Here is a 23,402-nt window from a genome sequence, read left to right on the forward strand (position 1 = left end):
TTATGCAGACGTTAACCTCTTTACTCCGTGACATTCCCAAACCGGACAGCGACGCAATGGCGCACGCCCGGCAGCACATCGACGGCTTGCTCAAACCGCCGGGCAGCCTCGGGCGCCTGGAAGCGCTGGCCGTACAGTTAGCGGGGATGCCCGGTCTCAACGGCACTCCGCATGTCGGTAAGAAGGCGATGCTGGTGATGTGCGCCGATCATGGCGTGTGGGATGAAGGGGTTGCGGTCTCGCCGAAAGTTGTCACCGCCATTCAGGCGGCCAACATGACGCAGGGAACAACCGGTGTTTGCGTACTGGCTGCTCAGGCCGGGGCAAAAGTCCATGTGATTGACGTCGGGATTGATGCCGACCCGATCCCCGGCGTGGTGAATATGCGCGTGGCGCGTGGGTGCGGGAATATTGCGACAGGCCCGGCGATGAGCCGCGTTCAGGCCGAAGAACTGCTGCTGGAAGTGATGCGCTACACCCGCGAACTGGCGCAAAGCGGCGTGACGCTGTTTGGCGTTGGCGAACTGGGAATGGCGAATACCACCCCTGCGGCGGCGATTGTGAGTGTACTGACCGGTAGCGATGCCGAAGATGTGGTGGGGATTGGCGCGAATCTTCCGCTCTCCAGAATTGGCAATAAAGTTGAGGTTGTGCGCCGCGCCATTGCGGTGAACCGGCCCGATCCGCGTGATGGCGTTGAGGTGCTGGCGAAGGTGGGCGGTTTTGACCTGGTCGGTATGGCGGGCGTGATGCTGGGCGCCGCGTCATGTGGATTGCCGGTTGTGCTGGATGGTTTTCTCTCCTATTCTGCGGCGCTGGCGGCGTGTCAGATTGCGCCGGAAATTAAACCGTATCTGATTCCGTCGCATTTCTCAGCAGAGAAGGGGGCGCGGATTGCGCTGGAGCACCTGGAGCTGGAGCCGTATCTGCATATGGGAATGCGTCTCGGCGAAGGCAGCGGCGCAGCGCTGGCAATGCCCATCGTTGAAGCTGCCTGCGCGATGTACCGCAATATGGGGCAACTGGCGGCAAGTAATATTGTCCTGCCGGATGGTAAATAAAGATAAGCCGTATCGTTTCCCTTCGGTGGCGCTCATTCGCTGTTAACGTCGGAAAGGCGATAAAAAAGCTATAATTAACCGACATCTGCTGCGATTTGAGGAAAGGGAAATGGTGCCTCGTGTGAAATTGTTTTGTTCTTTTATTCTGCTGTTCGCAAGCCAGAGCGCGCTGGCGGTAAGTTATCCACTACCGCCAGAAGGGAGTCTTCTGGTCGGTAACCCGCTGACGATAACCGTCCCGGACAATAATACTCAACCGCTGGAAGCGTTTGCGGCGCAGTACGGACAAGGGCTGAGCAATATGCTCGAAGCGAATCCCGATGTGGACGTCTTTTTGCCGAAGTCCGGTTCGACGCTGGTGGTGCCGCAGCAGCTTATTTTGCCGGATACCGTGCGTGAAGGCATTGTGGTTAACGTGGCGGAAATGCGTCTTTACTACTATCCGAAAGGGGGCGATACCGTTGATGTCCTGCCGATTGGCATTGGCGAGGCGGGGCGAGAAACCCCACGTAACTGGGTGACTGCGGTAGAGCGTAAGCAGGAGGCGCCGAGCTGGACGCCGACGGCGAATACCCGACGTGAATATGCTAAACGAGGCGAAAGTCTGCCCGCGTTTGTCCCCGCCGGGCCGGATAACCCGATGGGGCTGTATGCAATTTATATCGGTAAGCTGTATGCCATTCATGGCACAAATGCGAACTTCGGTATTGGGCTGCGCGTGAGCCAGGGGTGCATCCGGTTGCGTAACGATGACATCAAATACCTGTTTGACAATGTACCGGTGGGCACTCGCGTGCAGATTATCGATCAACCGGTGAAAACCACCGTCGAAGCGGACGGCAGTCGCTGGATTGAAGTGCATGAGCCGTTATCGCGTAATCGCACTGAATTTGAATCTGACAAAAAAGTACCGCTGCCGATCACGCCGGTGATGCGTACTTTTATGAAGGGCGACGGCGTTGACATTCATCGCGTCAACGAGGCGCTGGAGCGCCGCTCCGGGATGCCGACAAATATCAGCGCGGGTCTGACGGGGTTCTGACGTTTCTCCGCGCAATCTCCAGAAAAGCCTTTACCGCGCCGTTATTGTCGTTCTTTCTGCTGAGCAGCATCAGATTGGCCGATAATTCCGGCGCGTCGAGAGGGCGATAGACCAGGCCGGGAATGGCGATGTGCATCAGCGGTTCAGGCACCAGCGCCAGCCCTTGCCCGGCGGCGGCCAGAGCCAGTACGCTGAGCGTGCTGGAGGTGCAATGGGCGACGTGCGGAACATGACCCATAATCTCTGTGAGCATCATATAAAGCGGCTCATCCGCACGGTGGGTGTCGTAGAAAATGAGGGGCTCTTCAGCCAGCATATCTACCGTCAAATGGGTTTCACAAGCCAGCGGATGATCGTCGGCGATGGCGACCATCCGGCCCCAGAGGCCTATTTTTTCAGCCGCTAATTCTGGCTGGCGTACGTTATGGTGATCGGGTGTGTAACCAATGTCGAGCTGGCCGCTCAAAATGGCATCCGCTTGTAGCAACGGTGCGATTTCGCACACAACCAGTTCCGCATCGGGATAGGCCTGGCGAAAGGCGCGCAGATCTTCTGTCAATTTGCCGCTGAACACCGCGTTGCCAGCAAAGCCAACGCGCACAAGACCCGTTTCTCCGCGCATCGACCGTTGTACTGTCAGACGGGCATGTTCCGCCTGCTCAAGCGTGCGTTGCGCTTCGGTCTGCAACAATTTTCCCGCTTCGGTTAACTCAACTTTCCGGCTGGTACGAATAAACAGCGGGCCGCCTAACTCTTCTTCCAGCGCCTTGATCTGCATGCTCAGCGCGGGAGGAACAATATTGAGTTTTTCGGCGGCGCGGCCAAAGTGTCCTTCTTGTGCAACGGCAAGAAAATAGCGTAAGTGGCGCAGATCCATACGATGGCCTCATCATTCATCTAAACTGAATAATCTGTAAGATTTATCTATTGGATTTTAACGTTAATGGCGAGGAAACTGAATCCACTTAACTGGCTGGAGTAAAAATTATGCACAATCACCTGGCGGATCGTCAGCAAATTACCGATCTTCTCACTGGCTGGATGCATCGCGATCTGGGCGAATGGGAGCAACTTCGCGGGCTGTTTCACCCGGATGGCACCATTGAGATAACCTGGTTTGAAGGGCTGGCGAGCGATTTTGTTGACGGCTCAATGCGTATGGGCGCCTCTGATATCCGCACCAAGCATTTGATTGGCACGCCGGTAGTGACCTTCAATAGCAGCGTCAACCGCGCCATTGTAGAAACCAATGCCATGATCATCGGCGAGAATGTGAAGCTGAATCTGGGGATGGTGACCCATAATCGCTTTTACGATATGGCAGAAAAACGCGATGGCGTGTGGAAGCTCTTCAGACGCCAGAGCATTTATGACATGGGGAGTTTTACCTTCCCGCTGGGCGTGGTCGATATTGATCAAAGCGCGGTAGCAAAATACCCGCGAGAATACGCCGCGCTGGCATACCTGCTGGAAAAAAGCGGATTTCCGGTCACGCGTGTATTCGCAACGCGCGGTAGTGCGCTCGAACAGCAGATGAAAACCGAAGGGCAGCGCTGGCTGTCTGAACCCGTTGTTTAAGCTTCATCAGCGACTGCGATCATCATGATTCTCAAAAGGATAAGAGAAATGCTCACCACTATACCAGGACGAAAATGCATCGCCGTTCTGTTTGCGATGCTAATGTTTCCCGGTGCAGCTTCGGCTGCGCAAACCCTAATCTACAGCGACCATGAACCGCTGGGTGGAATGCGCACTCGTTTTATCAATGACGTATTTTTCCCCGCAATCGAAAAAGAGTCGCGTGGTCGCCTGAAGGTAGAGGCGCACTGGGGAGGTGAGCTAAGTGATGGTTATACGGCTCTGGCTCTGGCGGGAAAGGGGGACAAAGCGGATATGGCCGTTGTTGTACCTGAATATGCGGCTAAGGCATTACCATTGCAGCAAATCTTTAAAAGCTTCCCCGTCGGCCCTGCCGGGGAAAAGCAGGTTGCTTTCTTTCGCCGCGTTTATGCGGATATCCCGGATTTTTCGGCAGAACTCAAGAAAGAAAATGTGGTGAATGTTTTCATTGCGACCGGCTATCCGCTGGCTTTTTTTAGCACTACCGCGCTGAGTAATCCTGAAGGACTTAAGGGGGGAACGTGGCGCTCCGCCAGTTTCTGGCACCAGGGGTTTCTGAAAAATGTCGGCGCTAAAGCTGTGACCATGCCCTGGGGAGATGAAACCTACAAGGCCTTACAAAGCGGAAGTCTCGACGGATTAATGTTGAATGTGGATAGCGGCTATGCGTTAAATGCTCAGCGATTCGCGCCTGATGTGCTGGTTTCGCGGGATCTCTGGCTTGGGCATGTTTACCTGCTGGTGATGAATAAAAATACCTGGGATAACCTTTCCCGCGACGATCGGGCGGCGATTCAACGGGCCGCTGACGTTGCTTATCAATCCCTGGGTTCCGTAATGGATAAAAGTTTCACCACACAAGTCGCCGATCTGGAAAAAAGCGGTGCGACGGTCAGGGTCCTGCACTCTGAAGACGTTGCGCAATGGAAAGCCGCCACCCGATACCAGGAGATTCAGTCTGAGTGGGTGAAGGAACAGGAAAAGAACGGGCTTACCGAAGCGGGAAGGGTGATGAAACAGGTCAGTAGCATTCTGGACGAGATGATGTCTCCGGCCCCTTAAGCGAGAAGGCAAAATGTAACGCTCGGGAACGTATTACTACAATTGCCTGATAAAAGGGCCGAATAACCATTTTCGGCCCTGGCGTGCATCATTTTTTATAATTCTTTGGTGCTGATAGCAGCATTTTTCGCATACGTTCCATGACGGTGTTTAAGTCCACCGCGCGTTTAATCATACTGCGTATTCTGTCTGAATCATTGATGCCCTTTTTGACATACCGGGTAATATATTGCAGAACGTACTTATCCTCATCACTGTGGGTGCGTAATGACAGGTTCTCTACGGTCTGCAATATCTGACCCGCCAGCGACTGACGCTGGCGGGAGTGGGCTCTTATATCCTTAAACGACGGCTGAATCATAAAACATTCTGTAGCGCTGACGTTGTTGAATCCACCTGAGGACGAAAGAAAAGCATAATGACTGTTAAGGACGGCCGCGAATTGGGATTAATTTAGCGGCCGTCATAATCTCCCTATTTAATTGGTGGTTGCAGCATGTTGCTTCGCTTTCTCAATGGCGTGCGCGTCAAATATGTAATGCTCATAACCGGCGGTAACATTCTTTACTCTGTATATTTTCCACTTGCCGCCCTCTCTTTTTAGGTAGACTCCAATTTGATACGTCTGATTGTTTTGTCGACCCAACCAAACATCGACGTATTCACCACCAAAACAGTTTTTAGCTTTTCCAACTTTCAATAAGGGGATCCAATCTGCTGAATAATCTTGCGCATATGTATAGTAATCGGTGTCGATAATCTCCTGCTCATAAATATGAGAGATAATATTTAGTTGGGCTAGCGTATCCTTCGAAATATATTCATCCATCTTTTCAGGCGCAGGCTTTATTTTCCCTTCACTATTTGCAAACACGTTTAGATAGTAAGTGTAGAAATCTGAAACACGCCGTTCTGCGTTATCGCGTCCTGAGCTGCACGCGGTAATTGCAAATATCATGAGAACAACATAAAGGGCTTTCATCAATCCTTCCTGTACATTTGATGCGCTGGCTTTGACGAACGGTATCCAGGACCGCCCCAAAAATCCCGCTGTTTAAAGTCTGAATACCAATCCTGGCCGTCGTAAATAGACATGTGACCGGCGGCGTGTCCTCCCGCGTAAGGCTGAATCACTACCACGTCGCCAGCTCTGGGGGATTGCGTTGAAGATATTTTTCTAAACCCCGCAGACTCCAGCATTGGGCCGTAATCTTTGGCGTTTTGCGTGTTTGTTACGATCACGCCCCCTGCCTTTATGGCCTTGCGCGCATACGATGCACAGTTATTCGTTGGCCCCGGTTCGGCGTGATGTTTTGCCCCGTTTCCGGCGCTTCTTGTGTCCCATCCCATGATTATCATCCATTTCAGTTAGAGAAATTGCTAATAGATACCCAATTAGTTAGGAGGGTTAATCATTTAGTGCCACAGAAAGCGTAACGTGATAAGCGAGGCAAGTGCACTTGACGCTGAGAGCAGGCGGAATCAATAGCGAAGGGATTGCCTAAACGAATTCCGAAAATAAAAGAATGCGGGTATCGGAATATGAGCGGGAAACAGGTCTGTAGCATTCTGGACGAGATGGTGTCTCCGACCCCTTAAGCGAGAAGGCAAAACGTAACGCTCGGGAACGTATTACTACAGTTGCCTGATAAAAGGGCCGAATAACCATTTTCGGCCCTGGTATGCATCATTTTTTATAATTCTTTGGCGCTGATAACAGCATTTTTCGCATACGTTCCATGACGGTGTTTAAGTCCACCGCGCGTTTAATCATACTGCGTATTCTGTCTGAATCATTGATGCCCTTTTTGACATACCGGGCAATATATTGCAGAACGTACTTATCCTCATCACTGTGGGTGCGTAATGACAGGTTCTCTACGGTCTGCAATATCTGACTCGCCAGCGACTGACGCTGCCTGGTTAACGTGTTGACGTAGCTGGCCTGTAAGCCATCGCGCCGGGCGTTAAAGATATTGTATTTTTCAATAGCATGATGTTTTTTGACGATATTCGTCCGGTTGGCTAACAGATACTGAGCCAGTATTTTGCTATAGCCTGTGAGCATTGCGGCATGAAATATTGTCAGCGGCATATCGCATATTCTGATTTCAATTGTGCCCAGAGCAGGCTGTGGCCTGACGTACCAGTAAATATCTTTGATACTTTTAATGATCCCGACATCGACCATCTCGTTATAAAATACGACGAACTCGTCCCAGTTATAGATGTTTTCAATCAGTTCACTGTTCAGAAAGGCGTTCTGCCCGGTAAAGCGGGAACTTGAAAAAGAGGTATCCACGCCATCCAGCCACGGCGAAGAGGCGCTGAGTGCAACTAAATGGGGCAGGTAGGGAATAAGCGCATGACACAGATAAATGGCGTCATCGCCATCCTGAACGCCAATATGAATATGCTGCCCAAATACGCAGGCCATTTTGGTGATGTAGCCATAGCGTACGGCCAGATTTTGATGACGTTGTAAATCGCTAATCACCTGTTCTCGCCAGTCGCCATCTAAATGGCGGCCGCCGCCGGTAACATCGCAGCCGTGTTTTCTGGCGACTTCCCTGACGTTACAGGCTAATAAAGATAATTCTTCATGCAGTTTAAACACCGAAGAGTGTACTGAGCTGTTCAGTTCAATCATTGACTTGGTTAGCTCATGCTTTATTTGCTGAGTGTGCGCCATATCGGCCAGCACGATATCCGCTTTATCCACCAGCCTGGTATCGTTTCTGTCGATTAACTGGAGTTCCAGCTCGGTGCCCGTCGTAAACCGCAGTGAGCGGGTAAAAGGTAGAGATACCATAATGTCCTCTGCACTGAGTTGTTGTGGTTGGCCTGAAATTCTATTGTTAAAAGTGTAGGTCAGACGGTCATGCCTGCCAGAGGTGAATCGCGGAACCCTGATTACGGTCATAAAACCATTTTATTAGTATGGTTAATTTTTTGCGATATGACGAGAGAGAGTATGCTGTAGTGCGAGGACTGCTCAGGTATTGCCGCAGCAGTGTGGCCTGTTTTTGTGGAACACTTTAACAGGAGTCATCTTATGAGCTTAGCTATCACTAAAGTTGATTATCCGGTCAGTCAGGTTCGCCGGTATTTAGAACCGGGCCCGGTTGTGTTGGTGTCATCCAAATGGAACGGAAAGACCAATATCATGACGCTGGGCTGGCATACCGTTCTGGAATTTTCTCCCTCGCTGGTCGGGCTGATGATTTCGGGCGGCAACCACAGTTTTGAGATGATCCGTCATAGCCGGGAATGCGTGATCAACGTTCCGCTGACGGATTTGGCCGAGACGGTCGTGCGAATCGGCAACACGTCTGGCGCTGACATCGATAAGTTTGCCGAATTTAATCTTACGGCACAGGAAGCCGATGAGGTTGATGCCCCGCTGATCCAGCAATGTTATGCGAATTTTGAGTGCTGTTTGTATGATGATGTGCTGGTGGAACGCTACAATTTTTTCATTTTCGAGGTCGTGAAGGCGCATGTGGCCACATCACCGGAACACCCTGAGACGATTCACTATACAGGGAAGGGGGAGTTTATTGTGTCGGGCAAGACAATGAATCTGAGCGCGCTGTTCAGGCCGGAAATGCTTATCTGAGCGTTTGCGGTGGCGCTCGTCACGGATAAATGGCAGAAAGCCCGCTAAAAAGCGGGCTTTCTGCCAGGGATCGCCTTCGTCAGTATTTTATCGGGAAGTCCGTGAAATCAGGAACAGAAATACCGGAACCCCGAGCATCGCCGTCAGGATGCCGACGGGTAATTCACGGGGCGCAAACAGCGTTCGGGCAAGCGTATCAGCCAGAACGGTAAAAGTCGCGCCGCACAGCATGGATGCCGGCAGCAGAGAACGATGGCGATGACCAATGAATATACGGGCGATATGAGGCACGGTCAGCCCAATAAAACCTATTGCTCCGCAACATGCCACAATGACCGCAGTCAATAAGGTCAATAAACAATACAGGGCGAGCCTGATTGCGCCAACGTCCACACCAAGCGACGCCGCCGTCACATTGCCGAACGTGAGCACATCCAGCTCTATTGCCCGCCACCAGCAGAGCAGAAATATCGGCAACAGCACCAGTGCGCAAAGCAGTACCTGAAGCCAGGATGCCTGTGCAAAGCTTCCCAGCAGCCAGAACATCACCCCTCGCGTGGTGTCTGCATCCGTTTTCCAGAGCGTGGTTAATGATGTGGCGGCGGAGAGAAGCTGTGTCACGGCGACGCCGGTCAGGATAAAACGGCTGGACTGGCCGGATAGCGATTTCCGCGCCATGAAAAGCACCAGTGCGAAAGCCAGCATCGCGCCGCAGAACGCTCCGGCAGGTACAGCGGCCCAGCCCGCACTGAGACCAAGCGCAATGACCAGTACCGCGCCAAACCCTGCGCCGGATGAGATCCCCAACACCCAGGGGTCGGCAAGAGGATTGCGTGTCAACGACTGGAGCACCGTTCCGGCCAGCGCTAATGCGGCGCCCGCCAGCGCAGCAAGCAGGGTGCGCGGCATACGCAGAGACCATACGATCCGCTGATGAAGCGTTCCCGCTGTATCGCTATGCCAGTAGCCTGCCAGTATGGCATTTGCCACGTCCTTCATGGAAAAAGTCACCGGGCCATACATAATGGCAATGCAAAACGCCAGCATCAGGGCCGGAAACAGCATGGAAAGGCGAAAAGCAGGAGAACGCAGCATGATTATTTCCAGCCAGCGATCACATAATCATCCAGGAATTGCCAGAGAGTACCCGTTTCGCTAAAACCCGCCTGGCGCAGGGCGGCGAGCTGGAATTCGACCGTGGTGGGCAGCGGTGTCGGGCGGTCTTTAAAGATAGCGGTGCGCGCGTCCATCAAATCAGCCAGCTCATGATGACGGGTGGCCGATGCAAACCAGCTATCCCAGTCCTGCACTCCCGCTGTCCAGGCTTTTTTCTGCGTATCTTCGTCATGAAGCTGGGCAATCCGTTTCTGGCATGGATTGCAACTATCAAATCGCTGATGATCGGCGTTCATGAATAAGCCATGTTCATCCAGCAGGTTAAAGATGTTGCGATAAAGCGCGACCTGCTGTTCCGGCAGCAGCCAGTGGATGGCCGTGCTGGAAACAACGGCCTGCGGTTTGTCGGTAATAGCGGCAAAGCAATCCGCTGTTGCAATATCGCCGCTGAAGAACTGAATACGGTCACTGTATTCAGATAAGGCTTCTTTGGCCAGCGTAAGCAGAAGCGGGTCGAGGTCAATAGCCGTTACTCTTATCGCCGGAAAGCGATTCAGAAGACGCATGCTGAATGAGCCTGGACCACAGGCCAGATCCACCACATGGAATTCTTCGCCATATAGCATTGCCAGAACATCCAGCGCGGCGTTATAGCGTTCTTCACGGTGAGCGATGTAGGCGCTTTGTTGTTCGTCCCAGTTTTTCAGTAATTCGCGGGCTGGAAAGGTCATGTTGTTCCTTAGCGTGTATTTGTGTGACTAGTCGGTGAAGGGCCAGAACTGAACGCGCAGATGCGTCCATGTCATAGCCAGGTAAAATGATGTAACGTTTTGCTTTAACCGCCTTCATGCCTGCGGTGAGGGGATTACGTTCAAGAAAATCGATTTTGCTTCGGGCGCTGTCGCCATCTCCCCCCCTTTGCAGATCGCCCAGGATCAGGTAGTCAGGGTCCCGTTCGGCAATGACCTCCCAGCTCATGGCGGGCCACAGTTCAGCACTGTTATCAAAAATGTTTTTACTGCCGATGGTTTTGGTTAACAGCTCAGAAGCGCCATAACCGCCCGCCACATAAGGTGTTGCCGTACCGGAATACCACCACATAAGCGTTCTGCGTGGCAGTTTTATGCGGCTGTCAGCAGCGACCTGTTGCTTCAGTTCATTGATAAGCGCTTCTGCGCGCGGCTCCACGCCATATATGCGCGCAATATTACGCAACTCGTCGTAGATGCTGTCGAAGGTTACAGGCGCAGGAGGGCCACTTTGCAGGCCATTGCACATCCCTTCAATGAGCCAGCTTCCAATTCCCCATTCAGCCATCCTTTCACGACCGGCGGTCTCCGGGCTGTTAAACCAGTAATAGCTGCCGGAATAGATAAAATCTGGTCGGGAACTCAGCAAGGCCTCTCCCGACCAGGGCGAACTGTCGAGACGTGCTTTTAGCGGTTTATACCAGGGGGAGGGCGCGGTATCTTCATCTGGCCGATAACCGACAGCACTGATCACGGAATCTCCCAGATGTAATGCGAGCATGTTTTCCATTGCGGTCGGCATATAGACGATTGTCCGCTGTGGTACGTGCTCAAACGTCCAGGATCTTCCGCAATTCTGCAACGTAACGGGATGCGCAAAGCTGGCGAAGGTTGCCAGCAACGCGAGGGAGGCCAGGCGTTTCATCAGAAGCGCATGTTGACATAGGCTTCGTAAGTTCGACCTGGCGCAATCATTTCCTGCCCTGTATAAGTACGCTGCCAGGTGTAGAAGCGATCCGTCAGGTTACGCACGCGGGTGCCTACGGTAACGTCCTTAATCACTTCATAATCGGCGTTCAGGTCGACAGTCGTGTAATCGCCCATTTTGTTTTTGTTGGCATCATCGTTATAGCTACTGCCAACATAGTGGACCTGCGCGCCCAGCCCCAGTTTGCTAATCGGCATATAACGGCCAGAAAGGTTAACCGTCCACTCCGGGATATAGCGCGGCTGATTGCCGGAAAGGTCCTGCGTACCTTGTTTGAAATTGTCAAAGCGCGCATGGGTATAAGCCACATTACCCGCCAGCGTGACGCTATCCAGCGGTTTAATCAATCCGCTGAACTCAATGCCGCGCGAAGTCTGCTTGCCAACCGCATTCCATACACCGGCCTGGACAGCCGATTGCTGATAAAGATTTTTTTTCTGGAGATCGTAAACGGCCAGCTTCATTTCACCGTGGTCGAATGTCCCTTTTACACCGGCTTCATATTGCTGAACTTCTGTAAGTGGCAGGGACGTTTGTTCAGGGCTGATAAAGAAGATATCGCTGCCGGGCTCTTTACCTGTGGAATAGTTGGCATATACCGTCCAGTTTTCGTTAATGGCCCAGCTCGGCCCAATACCAACGCTCATAAAGCTATAGCTATGATTGATGGTTTTATTGTCCTGCTGGTAATTCCAGTGCATGTCCAGGTTGGTATAGCGCAACTGGCTTAACAGGGCGACAGCATCAGTGATATTCAGATTGTCTTCCAGCAGCAAGGCATACTGGTTCTGAGTGATGTGACGAACAGGTGAGCGCATCTTGCCACCCGCACCGGTGCGAAAGTCATTGGAGGCGGGGTTGGTCAACAGAACATCTTCGCCGCCCGGGAAGCCGTTAGAATAGTACTGGAATTCGCGTTTTGAAAAATCGACACCCGCAGTCACGCGGTTGGCGAATGATGCAATCGGGTGATCCCAGGTGACCATAGTACGGTTGCCCGTCAGCTTGTCATCATGAGCAAGATCGCCATAAGAATCACGGGTAACATAGCCCGCTTTGTTTGACGGGTAATAGCGTTCAACGTTCTGCCATTCGCGGAATCCTTTGTAATAATAGAACTGGTTATCAAAGGTTACATCAGGCGTTGCATACCAGGACTGGGTTGACTGGAATGAGGTTGCCTGGCTGCGGATATGCGCATCCTGAATGTTGTTGTAGTTTACATGGCGCAAGTCGCGATCAACGTTGCCGTTGATGACAGGCGTCCCGAAATAGGGATTGCGCATATCCGTTAAGCTACGATCGATGTCAAAAGTGACCTGTGTGTTATCGGTCGGCGTCAGCAGGAGCTGTGCGCTGATGCGCTTCGGGCGACTGCGCTCTTTATCAACCTGAGTGCCGGTATTTGATGCGCTTACATCCACGCGGCCAGCAGCTATACCCTCAACAAGCGTACCGCCCGCGCCGATGTGGGCGCGATGGCTGTTATAGCTTGACCAGCTATAGTCAGCTTCCACTGGCTGTCGACCAAAGGTTGCTTTACGTGATATCAGGTTGACGCTGCCACCGGCAGAACTCAGACCATTTAAAACGGAGCCTGTGCCATACAGGATGTCCACGTTTTCATAATGAACCGGGTCGGCGATTTGAATGGTGCTACCGGGTACAGCCACGCCGTTTAGCAGCCAGGAAACGCCGGAGAAGCCGCGCAGTGAAACGCTGTTTGAGAGCGTAGGTGAGCTGGTGCCGGACATGCCCGGGGCGGTCTCAACAACCTCGGTGAGCGTGCGTTTGCCCTTAGCCGTAATGGTTCTGGCGCTGATGGTTTCAGTGTGGCGTGGCGTTTGCTTATCGGTCAAACCGAGACGTGAGGCTGAACCGGATGAAAGACGTGCCGAGTCGGATTCGGCGGAATAGTCGGATACGTCACTGCCGGTGACGACGATGGTTTCATCTGCTGCATAGGCCAGAGGCGAAGTATTTACTGCTACTGCGAGAGCTATCAAAGAAGGCTTAAGTTTCATAGGTTGGCATTACATTATAATGGATATGTTATAACATAACATATTTCATAAAGAAAAAAAGTAGACAAATGAGAACAAGTGGGAAGGGGGCAGGAGAGGTCTGTGGGATTGTCCAAAAACGACAGGCGTCAAAAAAACCGGCAATCCTTATCAGGACGACCGGTTCAATTTAACTGCTGCTTTTAAAACGCCTCAAGACTCACTGAGATATCTCGAGACTAAAATCTGGCTCCTCTGACTGGACTCGAACCAGTGACATACGGATTAACAGTCCGCCGTTCTACCGACTGAACTACAGAGGAATCGTTGTGGAGGCTTATCTTAGCGGCGAAAAATCTTTTGTCAAACCTCATTTCCCTGGTGACGGTTCAATTGCTGCTTCTCTCAACAGTTTGTTGCAATTGCAGACATTTTACAGGGAAAAAACTTTGCAGCTTTTTGGATTCTCCCTCATTATTTGAAATGAGGTTTCAACTTTCTTCATTAAGGTCCACTTTGAACGTCTCCGCAGCCTTACGCCAGGCCGTCTCTCGTACGCCCTGGTATGCCAAACGTAAGAGTTATAAGGTTCTTTTCTGGCGTGAAATCACCCCGCTTGCCGTGCCTATCTTTCTGGAAAATACCTGCGTACTGCTAATGGGGGTGCTGAGCACCTTTCTGGTCAGTTGGTTGGGTAAAGAGGCGATGGCCGGGGTAGGGCTTGCCGATAGCTTCAACATGGTCATTATGGCGTTTTTTGCTGCTATCGATCTTGGGACGACCGTGGTTGTGGCGTTTAGCCTGGGAAAACGCGATCGTCGTCGCGCCAGGGCCGCCGCGAGACAGTCACTGGTGATCATGACGCTTTTTGCCATCGTGCTGGCGGCGGTTATTCACTATTTTGGCGAACAAATTATTGATGTCGTGGCCGGGGAGGCGTCTTCCGAGGTGAAGGCTCTGGCGCTGACATACCTGGAACTGACGGTGATCAGCTATCCCGCTGCGGCCATCGCCCTGATTGGCAGTGGCGCATTGCGTGGAGCCGGAAATACCAAAATTCCGCTGTTGATCAATGGCGGCATGAATATTCTTAACATCATGATCAGCAGCGTCCTGATTTATGGCGTTTTTTCCTGGCAGGGGCTGGGTTTTGTCGGGGCGGGACTCGGGTTGACCATCTCTCGCTATATCGGAGCCGTCGCCATTATCTGGGTGTTGATGATTGGTTTTAACCCGGCATTGCGCATTACGTTGAAGAGCTATTTTAAGCCGCTGAACTTCACCATTATCTGGGAAGTGATGGGGATTGGTATCCCTGCGAGCATCGAATCTGTTTTGTTCAACGGTGGGAAATTGTTAACGCAGATGTTCGTGGCGGGGATGGGGACCAGCGTTATTGCCGGTAACTTCATCGCTTTTTCAATTGCCGCGCTGATCAACCTGCCCGGAAACGCGCTGGGTTCTGCATCGACAATCATCACTGGCCGACGGCTGGGGAATGGTCAGATTTCCCAGGCAGAGATTCAGCTTCGTCATGTGTTCTGGCTATCTACCATTGGACTGACCGCGATTGCATGGTTAAGCGCGCCGTTTGCGGGACTGATGGCCTCGTTTTATACCCACGATCAGGATGTAAAAGATGTTGTCGTGGTTCTGATTTGGCTGAACGCGGCGTTTATGCCGATTTGGTCTGCGTCCTGGGTGTTGCCCTCAGGGTTTAAAGGGGCGCGGGACGCACGTTTTGCAATGTGGGTTTCGATGCTGGGGATGTGGGGCTGCCGCGTGGTTGCGGGTTATACGCTGGGGATCGTGCTTGGCTGGGGCGTTGTCGGGGTCTGGCTGGGGATGTTCTTTGACTGGGCGGTGCGCGCCGCACTGTTTTACTGGCGTATGGTCAGCGGTCGTTGGCTATGGAAATACCCGCGTCCTGAGCGTGAAGAGCGTATAAAATCGCCCGTTCAGCCTGAATCTCCAACGAAATGAAGAATATTTCGGCAAACGAACGTGTTTGTGCATTCAGGCTTTGACAATGATCGTGAGCGTCGTTAATATGCGCCCCGTTCACACGATTCCTCTGTAGTTCAGTCGGTAGAACGGCGGACTGTTAATCCGTATGTCACTGGTTCGAGTCCAGTCAGAGGAGCCAAATTTAGAAAAGCCCGCTTTTTAGCGGGCTTTTTGCTTTCCGTCATCGGCATTCAGTTCTTTCAGTGCCCGGCACGCCGGACGCTGATCGACAAACGTTGATTACCACATCAAATCATCAGGCACTTTAAAATCAGCATACGGATCTTCTTCGTCCTGCTCTTCCTGACTAAGCGCACTATTTAAGACGATACTGTTAGCATCTCGCTGTGCAATTTTATCGGCCACGCTTGCGGGGATAATCGCGTATTCACATTCCCCACCGTTATCAACAACCAAACGCGCAATGGCGAGGCGACCATTAATCAACTGGGCTTGCGTCGCCTTATCCACATCTATTTTTTTAATTAAGTTATTATCTGTGAAGTTAAAACCAATATCGCCTTTTGAAATGCTGATTCTATTCATTTCAATAAGTTGCTTCACCTGCGCTTTATATTCTTTAGATAAAGCCGCTTGTTTTTGTTGCTCGCTTAGCTGTTTATCACGCTCAAGTTGCGCTTTTTTATTTTCTTCCACTGCCTCTCTTGCTTCACGCGCCTGAACTCGTGATTTTTTAGCCGTTCTCTGAACTTTGGCCATTTTTTTACTGGTTACTAATCCCGCTTTTAGCATCTGCTCTTGTAAGGTGAGTTTTGTCATCTTCGTTTCTGAAACCGTTGAATAATGTATGTGATTATACCCGTAATTTTTGCGTCTGTACCTGGCGCACGCGAGCCGGAATTCTGTTTATGAATGGCGCAGTATTCCGGCACGGGATTCAGATGAATTACTTGAGCAGTTTCACCGTGGCCTCTATGTCTATCTCATCTTCCGAGAAGATTAACGTCGTTCCCTGGAAGGTGGTGATTGCCAGTTTTCTCAGCGAGCGCATTTCACCGGGCTTTGCGGCTGATTTGGGTCTGATACTACTCATCAGCACGCCCACAGACAGCACCGCGTTTTCTTTATCAATTCGAGTATCGGCTGGCACTTCTTCGCTGTAAACCAGATAAGACTTGATCGACGTGAGCTTCAGGCGCTCGCCCGCGATATAGATGTATTTGCTTTCCGGGATGACTTTCACAGCATAAGCGGACAAGCCTTTGTTATTGGTGGTGGGTTCAAAAATCACCGCCGCGTCTTTCTTAATCAGCTCAGGGTTGGCAACCTTAATCACATGAAAATAGCGATTATCACCGTTTTCATCTTTGATAAATCCAAAACCTTTATCTTTAAACCACGTTGTGATTGTTCCGTTCATCGCCTTACCGCCTGGTTAATCGTTTATCTACTCAGTTTTTACAGCGCGCAGTGTAAAGCACAATGCCCACGCAGACCATGTCTTTGGCTTAAGTTTGGGTGATAAATGTCCATCAGACCAGGGGGCCGTTGGGGGAGGGGAAGTCGCGATTGCATTTGGCCGATGGCCAGAGATGGGAGAGAACGTCTACTTCACAACCCAGTTCACTGTTACATTCCATTAATGCAATTGAGTGCCATTCTCATCTATCATGATCTGCGACTCACACGATCTATGGCTACTGCAACAAGGGAGGTCGTCAGTGCTACTGGCTATCAGGTACGTCTTTGCGTCATGCCCACTTCGTATTACCGCACTTATCGTCGTTGTGTTGCTTCAGGGGCTGATACCGGCCCTCAACATCTTTATGACCGGCCAAATAATCAACACGCTGCATGCAGTGCAAACCACCGACGGCGATCTGATGCTGAACGTTGCGGTCTGGTGTGTTTCACTCCTTGGCATGCAGCTTATGCAGCCTCTGGTCAATCTTGTTCAGGGGGATGTCACGGAGATTTCGACCAATCACTTCAGCGCTAAGATTATGTGCCGTATGAACGACTCCTTTTCCCTGAGCCTGTTTGATAATAAGGAGCGTTACGAGCAACTGGAATATTTGAAAAAAGAAGCGGCGTATCGACCGCTTAATTTCATCATCTGTATCATTTACGTTATCCGGGCAATCGTCATGGCCGGCAGTCTGCTGCTGGTTCTGATCAACTATTCAGGAGCAGGGGCGGCCATTTGTGCGCTTTCCGCCATACCGATGATTGCCATCAATATGCATATCCAGCAGAGATACGTGCGGGATTTATTCTTCACGTCTAAAGATGCGATTGCGATGCGCTACGTATATGGCGTCAGTATGGACAAGAGTTTTTTGCAGGAGATCCGGCTTTACGGTCTTGGTAAATATCTGCTGACTAAATTCAATGCGTCCGCTCGCAATACCTATAATCGCATGCACAAACAGCGCATCCGCGCGCTAATCACGCCTGTGCCAGCCATGATGCTGAGCCTGACTATGCTGTTCGTCGGGGTAACTCTTTTTTTAAACAACTTACGCACCAGTGATATTGCCGTGAGCGCGCTGGTGATGGTGTTTCAGTCCATTGTGATGATGAAATCGCACCTCGACGAGATAGCCAATTATGGTTCGAATCTCGTCAGCATGAGCAGTTTTTTCACCCGCTACCATGCGTTTATGACGGATAAGATTGAACCGGTGAAAAACGGGCACCTTACCTTACCCGCCGAAACACCTTTTGCCCTCAGCATTCACAAACTTCGGTTTCAGTATGAGGGGCGTAATCATCCAGCCCTGAATGGGGTTAACCTTGAAATTGCCCCCGGTGAAAAGGTCGTTATTCTCGGTGAGAACGGCAGCGGAAAAACAACTCTGATTAAAATGATCCTGCGTATGTACGCCTTCAGTGAGGGGGCGGTGTCTGTGTCAGGCGTGCCGCTCGACAGGTTGGATATTGAAAGTTACCGGAACCAGATAGCCACCGTGTTTCAGGATTACGGAAAATACGAGTTCACGGTGGGCGAAAACATTGCCCTGAATAATTATGATGCAGAAACCCCGTCGCCAGCGGTTGATGAATTGCTGAAAAAGGTAGGATTTCCGTATGACCAGCATACCCGGCTGGGCAAGCAGTTCGGCGGCGATGAACTCTCTATAGGGCAGTGGCAGCGGCTCGCGATTGCACGGGCGCTATACCGAAAGGCCAATCTGTTTATTTTTGATGAGTTCTCTTCATCACTCGATCCTGAAACTGAGCACCGGCTGTTTAATGATATTCTGGCCCTGAACACAACCGTGATCGCAGTGACGCACAGGCTCGGTAATATAAAAGAGTTCGACAGGATTATCGTGATGTCTGCTGGAGAGGTCATCGAAAATGGGGACTTCACTGCGCTGATAAGCCGTCGGGGAAAATTTTACGACATGTGGCATGCGCAGTTTAAATCGGTGATGACTCAGGCAGTTTAATGCTACGGGAATGGTACGCAGGTATTTACACGTCATTCCAGATGTAACCCATCCAAATATATCGTCATTGCCCCCGGTGTACGCCGGACAAGAGGTTCGGCATAACCATGTCCGATTTGAGCGAAAACCAGATATCAGTGATTTTCGCTCACGACAAAAAGGCCCTGGTGACAACTAATCCTCGCGTTTTTCCGCCCATTTCAGCATTGCATCAAGGGCCGGGCACAGTTCTTGCCCCCACTCGGTCAGGCGATATTCCACTTTCGGCGGCACCTGAGGGTACACCGTGCGTGATACGATGCCGTCGGCTTCCAGTTGTCGCAGTTGCTGAGCCAGCATCTTCTGTGAAATACCCGGGATCAGTTTTTCAAAATCAGAATAGCGCTGTACCTTTCCATCGAACAGATGAAAAAGAATAATTAATTTCCAGCGACCTTCCAGCAGTCGCAGCACATGCTCCACGCCGCTTGCGGCAGATTCTGGAGTGTATAACTTACTCATAATTCAGTTGCTCACTTTTTCGTGCGTACTTGTCAATTTCACAGTCTATGTTGAAAATTCCTGTACTGTAAACAACGGGAGTAAAGCGCCATGTCATTAGCCCTACCGCACGCTATTTCTGACTATTTTGCGATCAGCAACGGAGCAGATATTGCCAACGTTAAGCACTGTTTTACCGCCGATGCTGTCGTGACAGACGAAGGTAAAACGCATAAGGGACACGCAGCGATCGAGGCATGGCAACGTGCCGCACAGGCCGCGTTTGACTACAGCGTTGAGCCGGTTCAGTTCCTCACCGAAGGCCACCGGGTGACAGTCACCTCAAACGTCGTCGGTAATTTTCCCGGCAGCCCGATAGTGCTTAAGCATGCTTTCGGCCTGGTCGGCGGCAAGATCAACACACTGGAGATTATCTGATGTCGTTAGATCTTGATTTTCAGGACAAACGCATACTGGTTACTGCCGGCACCAAAGGCGTCGGCAAAGCGGTCGTTGGATTATTAAAGCAACTGGGTGCCAGGGTGTTAACCACCGCGCGTCATACGCCCACAGAATGTATCGCCGACGCCTTCGTGGCGGCGGACCTGACCACGGTCAACGGGTGTGCTTCAGTAGCTGAAGCCGTTCAGAAGCATCTGGGCGGTGTCGACGCCATCATCCATGTTGCGGGCGGTTCTACCTCACCTGGAGGTGGTTTTGCAGCACTGGGCGAAACGGAGTGGCAGCAGGAACTCAACCTTAATCTGCTGCCAGCGGTACGCTTAGATCGTGCGCTGCTGCCAGGGATGCTGGCGCAGGGCAGCGGGGTTATCATTCACGTCACCTCTATCCAGCGTGAACTGCCGTTACCGGAATCGACCACCGGTTATGCGGCGGCAAAAGCTGCGCTGTCGGCGTACAGCAAGAGCCTGTCGAAAGAGGTATCCCCGAAGGGGGTCCGTGTGGTTCGTGTTGCGCCCGGCTGGATCGAAACCGAAGCTTCGGTAGCGATGGCAGAGCGACTGGCGAAGCAGGCGGGAACGGATTACGAAGGCGGTAAGCAAATCATCATGAATGCACTCGGGGGTATTCCTCTTGGTCGTCCGTCAAAGCCCATTGAGGTGGCGAAGCTCATTGCTTTCCTCGCGTCATCTCATGCTGCCACCATCACCGGCACCGAATATGTGATAGATGGCGGCACCATCCCGACGGTGTAATCATGTATCTTAATCGGCTCGAATTATGAGCCGATTAAGATCGCCAGAGGCAGAAAATGGTTAATCGTAGCGTCCGTTTTGACGCAAAACAGTCTGACGTAAGTGAACAGTCTGCTATGAGCGACAAGCGGACCTTCTCGCCCTATACGGATAGAAAGCAAAAATTGATGTTCCATCTTCCTGATAATTAGTTTTTTGCAACAATCACGACAGTAGCTTTTAATATTCTTATTACTCATTTTTCATCTTTTAATTTTAAAAGCCCAAGCGTTATTCAGAGTGAATACTCCATTTTTATTACAAGCTGTCACAGAATATTAAGTTTAATATACATAATACTACATCGTTTTTTCGCAGCTAACATTTCTAATGGTTGAATCTTAAGGTGCCCCTCCTGCCCCCCCTACCCAAAACCCCCACCACGTTTCCCCGCGATACAGTAATGATAACTATTTGCATCAGTGTGCTATGTTGAACGCGCTTAAAACAAGATCTGGTTCTCATGGCGGAAGATAAGACTCATCGCGTGGGAAAACCCTGTGGCTGCGTTGAGATGCAGCATCAATACAATTTATGGAGAGAAGATGAGAAGAATTTCAGTCTGGTCAATGCTGTTGGCCTCAGCTATTGCGATGTCAACCGCCACAACGGCATACGCCGATAGCCAATGGACAGCCGCCACCACGACCTTTCCTGGTAGCATCCGTGCCGGGTCACGGGAAGTTCCCGTCAAGCCCGGAGATAAAACGGTTATAGCCATTAAGAGCTTGCAGGCGGGCACGACCGTCACCATTCTCAATGGTGCTGAAGTCCTGACACCGAAACCACTGACCGCCGACGAGAAGGGAAACCTCAATATTCCGTTGACCGTTCCGGCCGATGCCGCAACAGGCCTTCATCCACTCACTGTTATTACGCAAAACCCCGCGAGCGTTTCGCAGGTCATGTTGAAATTGTCCCAGATTGTCCCGCCAAAAAACACGGAGGCTTTCAGGCTGCAAACAACGTCCGTCGGTGAGCGGGCTTACCAGTCGGCAGTGTCGGCTGACGGAAAGCTGTTCGTGACTTCTGCACGCGGCCCGAAGGATGGTAGCCGCCTAATGAGACTGAATGCCAGAACCCTGGCTGTCGAAGCGGAGGCAACACTGCCTAAAGACAAAAAGGGTGAGCAGATTGGTGTCTTCGGCGTCGGTGTTGATAATGCCTATAATCAGGTCTGGACGACGAACACCCTTGCCGAGACGGTGACCGTCTATGACGCAAAAACGCTTTCCGTCGTGAAGGTTTTCCCGGAGGGATCGGTCTCGCATCCACGCGATGTGGTTATTGATGAAGCCAACAATCGGGCCTATGTCAGCGCGGCGCTGACCGGTTTTGTCGAAGTGTATGACACCAAAACGCTGGAGCACATCGGTCAGCTGGAGTTTGTGGTGGAGCGTGGCAAAAACCTGTTTAACAGTACCGATCTTACCCTCGATAGCGCTGGCGGCAAGCTCTACGGCGTCAGCCGCGATACGCCATGGGTAGGCTGGATTGATCTCAAAACCGGCAAGAGTACGGCGGTGAAAGTACCTCAGGCGCAGGGCGCAACCGACATCGCTCGCGATCCGCAGACTGGCCGTCTGTATGTCGCGTCCCAAGAGACGAACAATGTCGTGGTTCTTGATGCGGATGGTAAGGTACTTGCGGATACCTATATTGGTGCCGGGGGAGTATCTGTCGTCTGGGATCCGGTGACATCGCAGGTTTTCGCCGCCACGCGTGCAGGCGGAACCGTAGCAGTGCTGAACAAGGACGGTAAACTGGTCGCTAATATCCCGGTGGATGATACGCCAAACAACCTGACCGCCGGGCCTGATGGCGCAGTTTATCTGGTGTCTATGTATGGCTCGATCGGGGATAAAGTTCAGACAGGCTCAGTGACGAAAATCACCGCCAAAAAATAACGGCATGAGTCCGCCAGGTTAGCCGCAGGCATTATTATTAACCCCCAGTCACCTGTGGGCCGGGGGTATGTTTTAGCGTATCTGATCGGTATTCACATCTTTTTACTCGAGGCTGATTGACGTCCATAGCGATCAATCAACACAAAGTTCCAACAAATACCCCGCGTTGCAATGTTTGCTGTACCAGGCAGCCCATATGCGAGTGTCTAAGAAGCTGCTTTGAGCGAAGAGCCGACTTCCATCAGTGTAGCATTTGCTACACTGATGGACACTTGTCCTCACAGGCAAAAATGTTCTTATTACCGCCTGCCTTAGTGTAGCTTTTCCAGAAGCTGCTCCGCGCCTTTGTCCACTCCTGTCTCTGCCGCGCTCATTGAGCCAAACGTTGCACCTACGTTCATGGCGTTGGGATACTGCTCTGCCACATAGGCCAGCAGAAGTTCACCGGTCGCGGCATCTTTCACCTCAACGACATAATTGACGTACCCACTCATCAGTCCTCGCCCGCCACGCACGGACTGAACGATGTTATAAGGACCTCCGGCCAGGTCGAATTTTGTAAAAGTGCCCACAACCTGCGGCGTCGTGTCCGCGCCGGTCAGTGTCAACTGAAGCCTGAGAGAAGGGGCGCTTCCGGCGTTTTTATTGACAGTAAACTTCTCTCCCAGAACTTCGGCAAACTTCTTTTGCATATAGTCTGCGAGATTGCGTCGGTCTTCCTGAGACAGGTCATTAAACTGTGCGTCGCTCCCGCCATAGATATCAACTGGAGCAATGGTGATGTTGCGGTATTTACTCCAGTCAACCGGAGCAGCGTAGCGGAAGGGGATCCGGTCGCTGTCGTCAGCAGTGTTGGGCGTCATCCTGGACGTGGCCTCAATGCCGGAATATTTTACCGGTGATGTGGACGAACACCCCGCGGTGGCAATGATGACGGTCAGTATAAACGTATGGGACAGCTTTTTTGTCAGGCAGACCATAAATATTCTCCGATTACTTTCCAATTAAAATAAACTGTACGGTATAGTTAATGTGGTTTATGCTGACTCTGTCAAGAAAATGTTTAGTTTCGTGTG

24 protein-coding genes and 2 tRNA genes are annotated in these 23,402 nt (G+C 51.5%); 12 read left to right on the top strand and 14 right to left on the bottom strand.

Translation table 11 applies throughout. From position 1 onward, the window contains the following. Positions 1 to 2: 2 nt before the first annotated feature. The gene (gene cobT, locus OGV67_RS07315) at positions 3 to 1,061 is read left to right on the top strand and encodes a nicotinate-nucleotide--dimethylbenzimidazole phosphoribosyltransferase (RefSeq protein WP_047462767.1); all 1,059 of its coding nucleotides are present in this window, start codon (positions 3 to 5) and stop codon (positions 1,059 to 1,061) included. Between the two features lie 109 nt (positions 1,062 to 1,170). Next, positions 1,171 to 2,103, top strand: coding sequence for a L,D-transpeptidase (gene ldtA, locus OGV67_RS07320; protein ID WP_137675735.1), 933 nt, complete (start codon positions 1,171 to 1,173; stop codon positions 2,101 to 2,103). Here the strand turns inward: ldtA and OGV67_RS07325 are convergent. Then, positions 2,078 to 2,980: a LysR substrate-binding domain-containing protein gene (locus OGV67_RS07325; RefSeq protein ID WP_071258852.1), complete on the bottom strand. Its 903-nt coding sequence runs from the start codon at positions 2,978 to 2,980 to the stop codon at positions 2,078 to 2,080. The two genes, ldtA and OGV67_RS07325, sit on opposite strands and share 26 nt — an antisense overlap. Positions 2,981 to 3,090: 110 nt before the next feature. On the opposite strand from OGV67_RS07325, the gene OGV67_RS07330 reads away from it, so the two are divergent. Both OGV67_RS07330 and dctP read left to right on the top strand, forming a co-directional pair. Continuing rightward, positions 3,091 to 3,681: a nuclear transport factor 2 family protein gene (locus OGV67_RS07330; protein ID WP_012131798.1), complete on the top strand. Its 591-nt coding sequence runs from the start codon at positions 3,091 to 3,093 to the stop codon at positions 3,679 to 3,681. 48 nt (positions 3,682 to 3,729) lie between these two features. Further along, positions 3,730 to 4,785, top strand: coding sequence for a TRAP transporter substrate-binding protein DctP (gene dctP / locus OGV67_RS07335; protein WP_181821202.1), 1,056 nt, complete (start codon positions 3,730 to 3,732; stop codon positions 4,783 to 4,785). Positions 4,786 to 4,873: 88 nt separating this feature from the next. Here the strand turns inward: dctP and OGV67_RS07340 are convergent, their stop codons facing one another. The 4 genes from OGV67_RS07340 to OGV67_RS07355 all read right to left on the bottom strand — a co-directional run bounded on the left by OGV67_RS07340 (position 4,874) and on the right by OGV67_RS07355 (position 7,597). Then, positions 4,874 to 5,146 (bottom strand): hypothetical protein, encoded by a 273-nt coding sequence (locus OGV67_RS07340; RefSeq protein WP_200003428.1) that lies wholly within the window; start codon positions 5,144 to 5,146, stop codon positions 4,874 to 4,876. Between the two features lie 117 nt (positions 5,147 to 5,263). Then, positions 5,264 to 5,767 (bottom strand): YqhG/Tai3 family protein, encoded by a 504-nt coding sequence (locus tag OGV67_RS07345; RefSeq protein WP_115614741.1) that lies wholly within the window; start codon positions 5,765 to 5,767, stop codon positions 5,264 to 5,266. Next, a complete protein-coding gene (locus tag OGV67_RS07350) occupies positions 5,767 to 6,135 on the bottom strand; it encodes an NlpC/P60 family protein (RefSeq protein WP_200003427.1) in 369 nt (122 codons plus the stop codon). Before OGV67_RS07350 ends, OGV67_RS07345 begins: the two co-directional genes overlap by 1 nt. 337 nt (positions 6,136 to 6,472) lie before the next feature. Further along, a complete protein-coding gene (locus OGV67_RS07355; protein ID WP_047462784.1) occupies positions 6,473 to 7,597 on the bottom strand; it encodes a YbdK family carboxylate-amine ligase in 1,125 nt (374 codons plus the stop codon). A gap of 243 nt (positions 7,598 to 7,840) precedes the next feature. On the opposite strand from OGV67_RS07355, the gene OGV67_RS07360 reads away from it, so the two are divergent. Next, entirely contained in the window at positions 7,841 to 8,404 is a 564-nt protein-coding gene (locus tag OGV67_RS07360) for a flavin reductase family protein (protein WP_071258844.1), read from the top strand. Between the two features lie 87 nt (positions 8,405 to 8,491). On the opposite strand, the gene OGV67_RS07365 is transcribed toward OGV67_RS07360, so the two are convergent. The 5 genes from OGV67_RS07365 to OGV67_RS07385 form a co-directional block, all read right to left on the bottom strand. Further along, on the bottom strand, positions 8,492 to 9,469 hold the full coding sequence (locus tag OGV67_RS07365) for a FecCD family ABC transporter permease (RefSeq protein ID WP_172958466.1): 978 nt from the start codon (positions 9,467 to 9,469) through the stop codon (positions 8,492 to 8,494). Between the two features lie 32 nt (positions 9,470 to 9,501). Continuing rightward, positions 9,502 to 10,251, bottom strand: a complete 750-nt coding sequence (locus OGV67_RS07370; protein ID WP_071258840.1) for a class I SAM-dependent methyltransferase — start codon at positions 10,249 to 10,251, stop codon at positions 9,502 to 9,504. Then, the gene (locus OGV67_RS07375; protein ID WP_071258837.1) at positions 10,181 to 11,194 is read right to left on the bottom strand and encodes an ABC transporter substrate-binding protein; all 1,014 of its coding nucleotides are present in this window, start codon (positions 11,192 to 11,194) and stop codon (positions 10,181 to 10,183) included. Before OGV67_RS07375 ends, OGV67_RS07370 begins: the two co-directional genes overlap by 71 nt. Continuing rightward, the gene (locus OGV67_RS07380; protein ID WP_115614743.1) at positions 11,194 to 13,281 is read right to left on the bottom strand and encodes a TonB-dependent siderophore receptor; all 2,088 of its coding nucleotides are present in this window, start codon (positions 13,279 to 13,281) and stop codon (positions 11,194 to 11,196) included. The genes OGV67_RS07375 and OGV67_RS07380 overlap by 1 nt, the downstream gene beginning before the upstream one ends. A 226-nt stretch (positions 13,282 to 13,507) precedes the next feature. Further along, positions 13,508 to 13,583: transfer RNA gene (locus OGV67_RS07385), tRNA-Asn, on the bottom strand. Between the two features lie 6 nt (positions 13,584 to 13,589). Here OGV67_RS07385 and OGV67_RS22080 point away from each other — a divergent pair. The 3 genes from OGV67_RS22080 (at position 13,590) to OGV67_RS07395 (ending at position 15,406) form a co-directional block, all read left to right on the top strand. Next, positions 13,590 to 13,742 carry a DUF5951 family protein gene (locus OGV67_RS22080; RefSeq protein WP_153258860.1) on the top strand — a complete coding sequence of 51 codons (153 nt, stop codon included), beginning with the start codon at positions 13,590 to 13,592 and terminating at the stop codon, positions 13,740 to 13,742. Position 13,743: 1 nt separating this feature from the next. Next, complete coding sequence (locus OGV67_RS07390; protein ID WP_060816098.1) at positions 13,744 to 15,243, top strand: EmmdR/YeeO family multidrug/toxin efflux MATE transporter; 1,500 nt, start codon at positions 13,744 to 13,746, stop codon at positions 15,241 to 15,243. An 87-nt stretch (positions 15,244 to 15,330) separates the two neighbouring features. Then, positions 15,331 to 15,406, top strand: a tRNA-Asn gene (locus OGV67_RS07395). A gap of 101 nt (positions 15,407 to 15,507) precedes the next feature. Here OGV67_RS07395 and OGV67_RS07400 read toward each other — a convergent pair. Together OGV67_RS07400 and OGV67_RS07405 are read right to left on the bottom strand one after the other, a co-directional pair. Beyond that, positions 15,508 to 16,047, bottom strand: a complete 540-nt coding sequence (locus tag OGV67_RS07400; protein ID WP_012131810.1) for a DUF2058 domain-containing protein — start codon at positions 16,045 to 16,047, stop codon at positions 15,508 to 15,510. A 127-nt stretch (positions 16,048 to 16,174) separates the two neighbouring features. Further along, positions 16,175 to 16,648 (bottom strand): cold-shock protein, encoded by a 474-nt coding sequence (locus tag OGV67_RS07405; RefSeq protein ID WP_047462794.1) that lies wholly within the window; start codon positions 16,646 to 16,648, stop codon positions 16,175 to 16,177. 301 nt (positions 16,649 to 16,949) lie between these two features. Between OGV67_RS07405 and OGV67_RS07410 the strand changes: the two genes are divergently transcribed. Further along, a complete protein-coding gene (locus OGV67_RS07410; RefSeq protein ID WP_161799995.1) occupies positions 16,950 to 18,683 on the top strand; it encodes an ABC transporter ATP-binding protein in 1,734 nt (577 codons plus the stop codon). A gap of 174 nt (positions 18,684 to 18,857) precedes the next feature. Here OGV67_RS07410 and OGV67_RS07415 read toward each other — a convergent pair whose 3' ends face one another. Continuing rightward, positions 18,858 to 19,184 carry a winged helix-turn-helix transcriptional regulator gene (locus tag OGV67_RS07415; RefSeq protein ID WP_012131813.1) on the bottom strand — a complete coding sequence of 109 codons (327 nt, stop codon included), beginning with the start codon at positions 19,182 to 19,184 and terminating at the stop codon, positions 18,858 to 18,860. A gap of 90 nt (positions 19,185 to 19,274) precedes the next feature. Here OGV67_RS07415 and OGV67_RS07420 point away from each other — a divergent pair, with 90 nt between their 5' ends. The 3 genes from OGV67_RS07420 to OGV67_RS07430 all read left to right on the top strand — a co-directional run bounded on the left by OGV67_RS07420 (position 19,275) and on the right by OGV67_RS07430 (position 22,326). Beyond that, complete coding sequence (locus OGV67_RS07420) at positions 19,275 to 19,601, top strand: nuclear transport factor 2 family protein (RefSeq protein ID WP_047462801.1); 327 nt, start codon at positions 19,275 to 19,277, stop codon at positions 19,599 to 19,601. Further along, a complete protein-coding gene (locus tag OGV67_RS07425) occupies positions 19,601 to 20,380 on the top strand; it encodes an SDR family oxidoreductase (RefSeq protein ID WP_058669334.1) in 780 nt (259 codons plus the stop codon). The genes OGV67_RS07420 and OGV67_RS07425 overlap by 1 nt, the downstream gene beginning before the upstream one ends. A 584-nt stretch (positions 20,381 to 20,964) precedes the next feature. Next, positions 20,965 to 22,326 (top strand): YncE family protein, encoded by a 1,362-nt coding sequence (locus tag OGV67_RS07430; protein ID WP_286465200.1) that lies wholly within the window; start codon positions 20,965 to 20,967, stop codon positions 22,324 to 22,326. 311 nt (positions 22,327 to 22,637) lie between these two features. Here OGV67_RS07430 and OGV67_RS07435 read toward each other — a convergent pair whose 3' ends face one another. After that, complete coding sequence (locus tag OGV67_RS07435) at positions 22,638 to 23,306, bottom strand: DUF3313 domain-containing protein (RefSeq protein WP_286465201.1); 669 nt, start codon at positions 23,304 to 23,306, stop codon at positions 22,638 to 22,640. Positions 23,307 to 23,402: the final 96 nt, after the last annotated feature.

The sequence above is a fragment of the Citrobacter sp. CK188 genome (genome assembly GCF_030333525.1).
Classification (GTDB): Bacteria; Pseudomonadota; Gammaproteobacteria; order Enterobacterales; family Enterobacteriaceae; genus Citrobacter_B; species Citrobacter_B koseri.

Coding starts and splice junctions, on each gene's coding strand:
- cobT (WP_047462767.1), top strand. CDS start 3: ATGCAGACGTTAACCTCTTTACTCCGTGACATTCCCAAACCGGACAGC.
- ldtA (WP_137675735.1), top strand. CDS start 1,171: ATGGTGCCTCGTGTGAAATTGTTTTGTTCTTTTATTCTGCTGTTCGCA.
- OGV67_RS07325 (WP_071258852.1), bottom strand. CDS start 2,980: ATGGATCTGCGCCACTTACGCTATTTTCTTGCCGTTGCACAAGAAGGA.
- OGV67_RS07330 (WP_012131798.1), top strand. CDS start 3,091: ATGCACAATCACCTGGCGGATCGTCAGCAAATTACCGATCTTCTCACT.
- dctP (WP_181821202.1), top strand. CDS start 3,730: ATGCTCACCACTATACCAGGACGAAAATGCATCGCCGTTCTGTTTGCG.
- OGV67_RS07340 (WP_200003428.1), bottom strand. CDS start 5,146: ATGATTCAGCCGTCGTTTAAGGATATAAGAGCCCACTCCCGCCAGCGT.
- OGV67_RS07345 (WP_115614741.1), bottom strand. CDS start 5,767: ATGAAAGCCCTTTATGTTGTTCTCATGATATTTGCAATTACCGCGTGC.
- OGV67_RS07350 (WP_200003427.1), bottom strand. CDS start 6,135: ATGGGATGGGACACAAGAAGCGCCGGAAACGGGGCAAAACATCACGCC.
- OGV67_RS07355 (WP_047462784.1), bottom strand. CDS start 7,597: ATGGTATCTCTACCTTTTACCCGCTCACTGCGGTTTACGACGGGCACC.
- OGV67_RS07360 (WP_071258844.1), top strand. CDS start 7,841: ATGAGCTTAGCTATCACTAAAGTTGATTATCCGGTCAGTCAGGTTCGC.
- OGV67_RS07365 (WP_172958466.1), bottom strand. CDS start 9,469: ATGCTGTTTCCGGCCCTGATGCTGGCGTTTTGCATTGCCATTATGTAT.
- OGV67_RS07370 (WP_071258840.1), bottom strand. CDS start 10,251: ATGACCTTTCCAGCCCGCGAATTACTGAAAAACTGGGACGAACAACAA.
- OGV67_RS07375 (WP_071258837.1), bottom strand. CDS start 11,194: ATGAAACGCCTGGCCTCCCTCGCGTTGCTGGCAACCTTCGCCAGCTTT.
- OGV67_RS07380 (WP_115614743.1), bottom strand. CDS start 13,281: ATGAAACTTAAGCCTTCTTTGATAGCTCTCGCAGTAGCAGTAAATACT.
- OGV67_RS07390 (WP_060816098.1), top strand. CDS start 13,744: ATGAGGTTTCAACTTTCTTCATTAAGGTCCACTTTGAACGTCTCCGCA.
- OGV67_RS07400 (WP_012131810.1), bottom strand. CDS start 16,047: ATGACAAAACTCACCTTACAAGAGCAGATGCTAAAAGCGGGATTAGTA.
- OGV67_RS07405 (WP_047462794.1), bottom strand. CDS start 16,648: ATGAACGGAACAATCACAACGTGGTTTAAAGATAAAGGTTTTGGATTT.
- OGV67_RS07415 (WP_012131813.1), bottom strand. CDS start 19,184: ATGAGTAAGTTATACACTCCAGAATCTGCCGCAAGCGGCGTGGAGCAT.
- OGV67_RS07420 (WP_047462801.1), top strand. CDS start 19,275: ATGTCATTAGCCCTACCGCACGCTATTTCTGACTATTTTGCGATCAGC.
- OGV67_RS07425 (WP_058669334.1), top strand. CDS start 19,601: ATGTCGTTAGATCTTGATTTTCAGGACAAACGCATACTGGTTACTGCC.
- OGV67_RS07430 (WP_286465200.1), top strand. CDS start 20,965: ATGAGAAGAATTTCAGTCTGGTCAATGCTGTTGGCCTCAGCTATTGCG.
- OGV67_RS07435 (WP_286465201.1), bottom strand. CDS start 23,306: ATGGTCTGCCTGACAAAAAAGCTGTCCCATACGTTTATACTGACCGTC.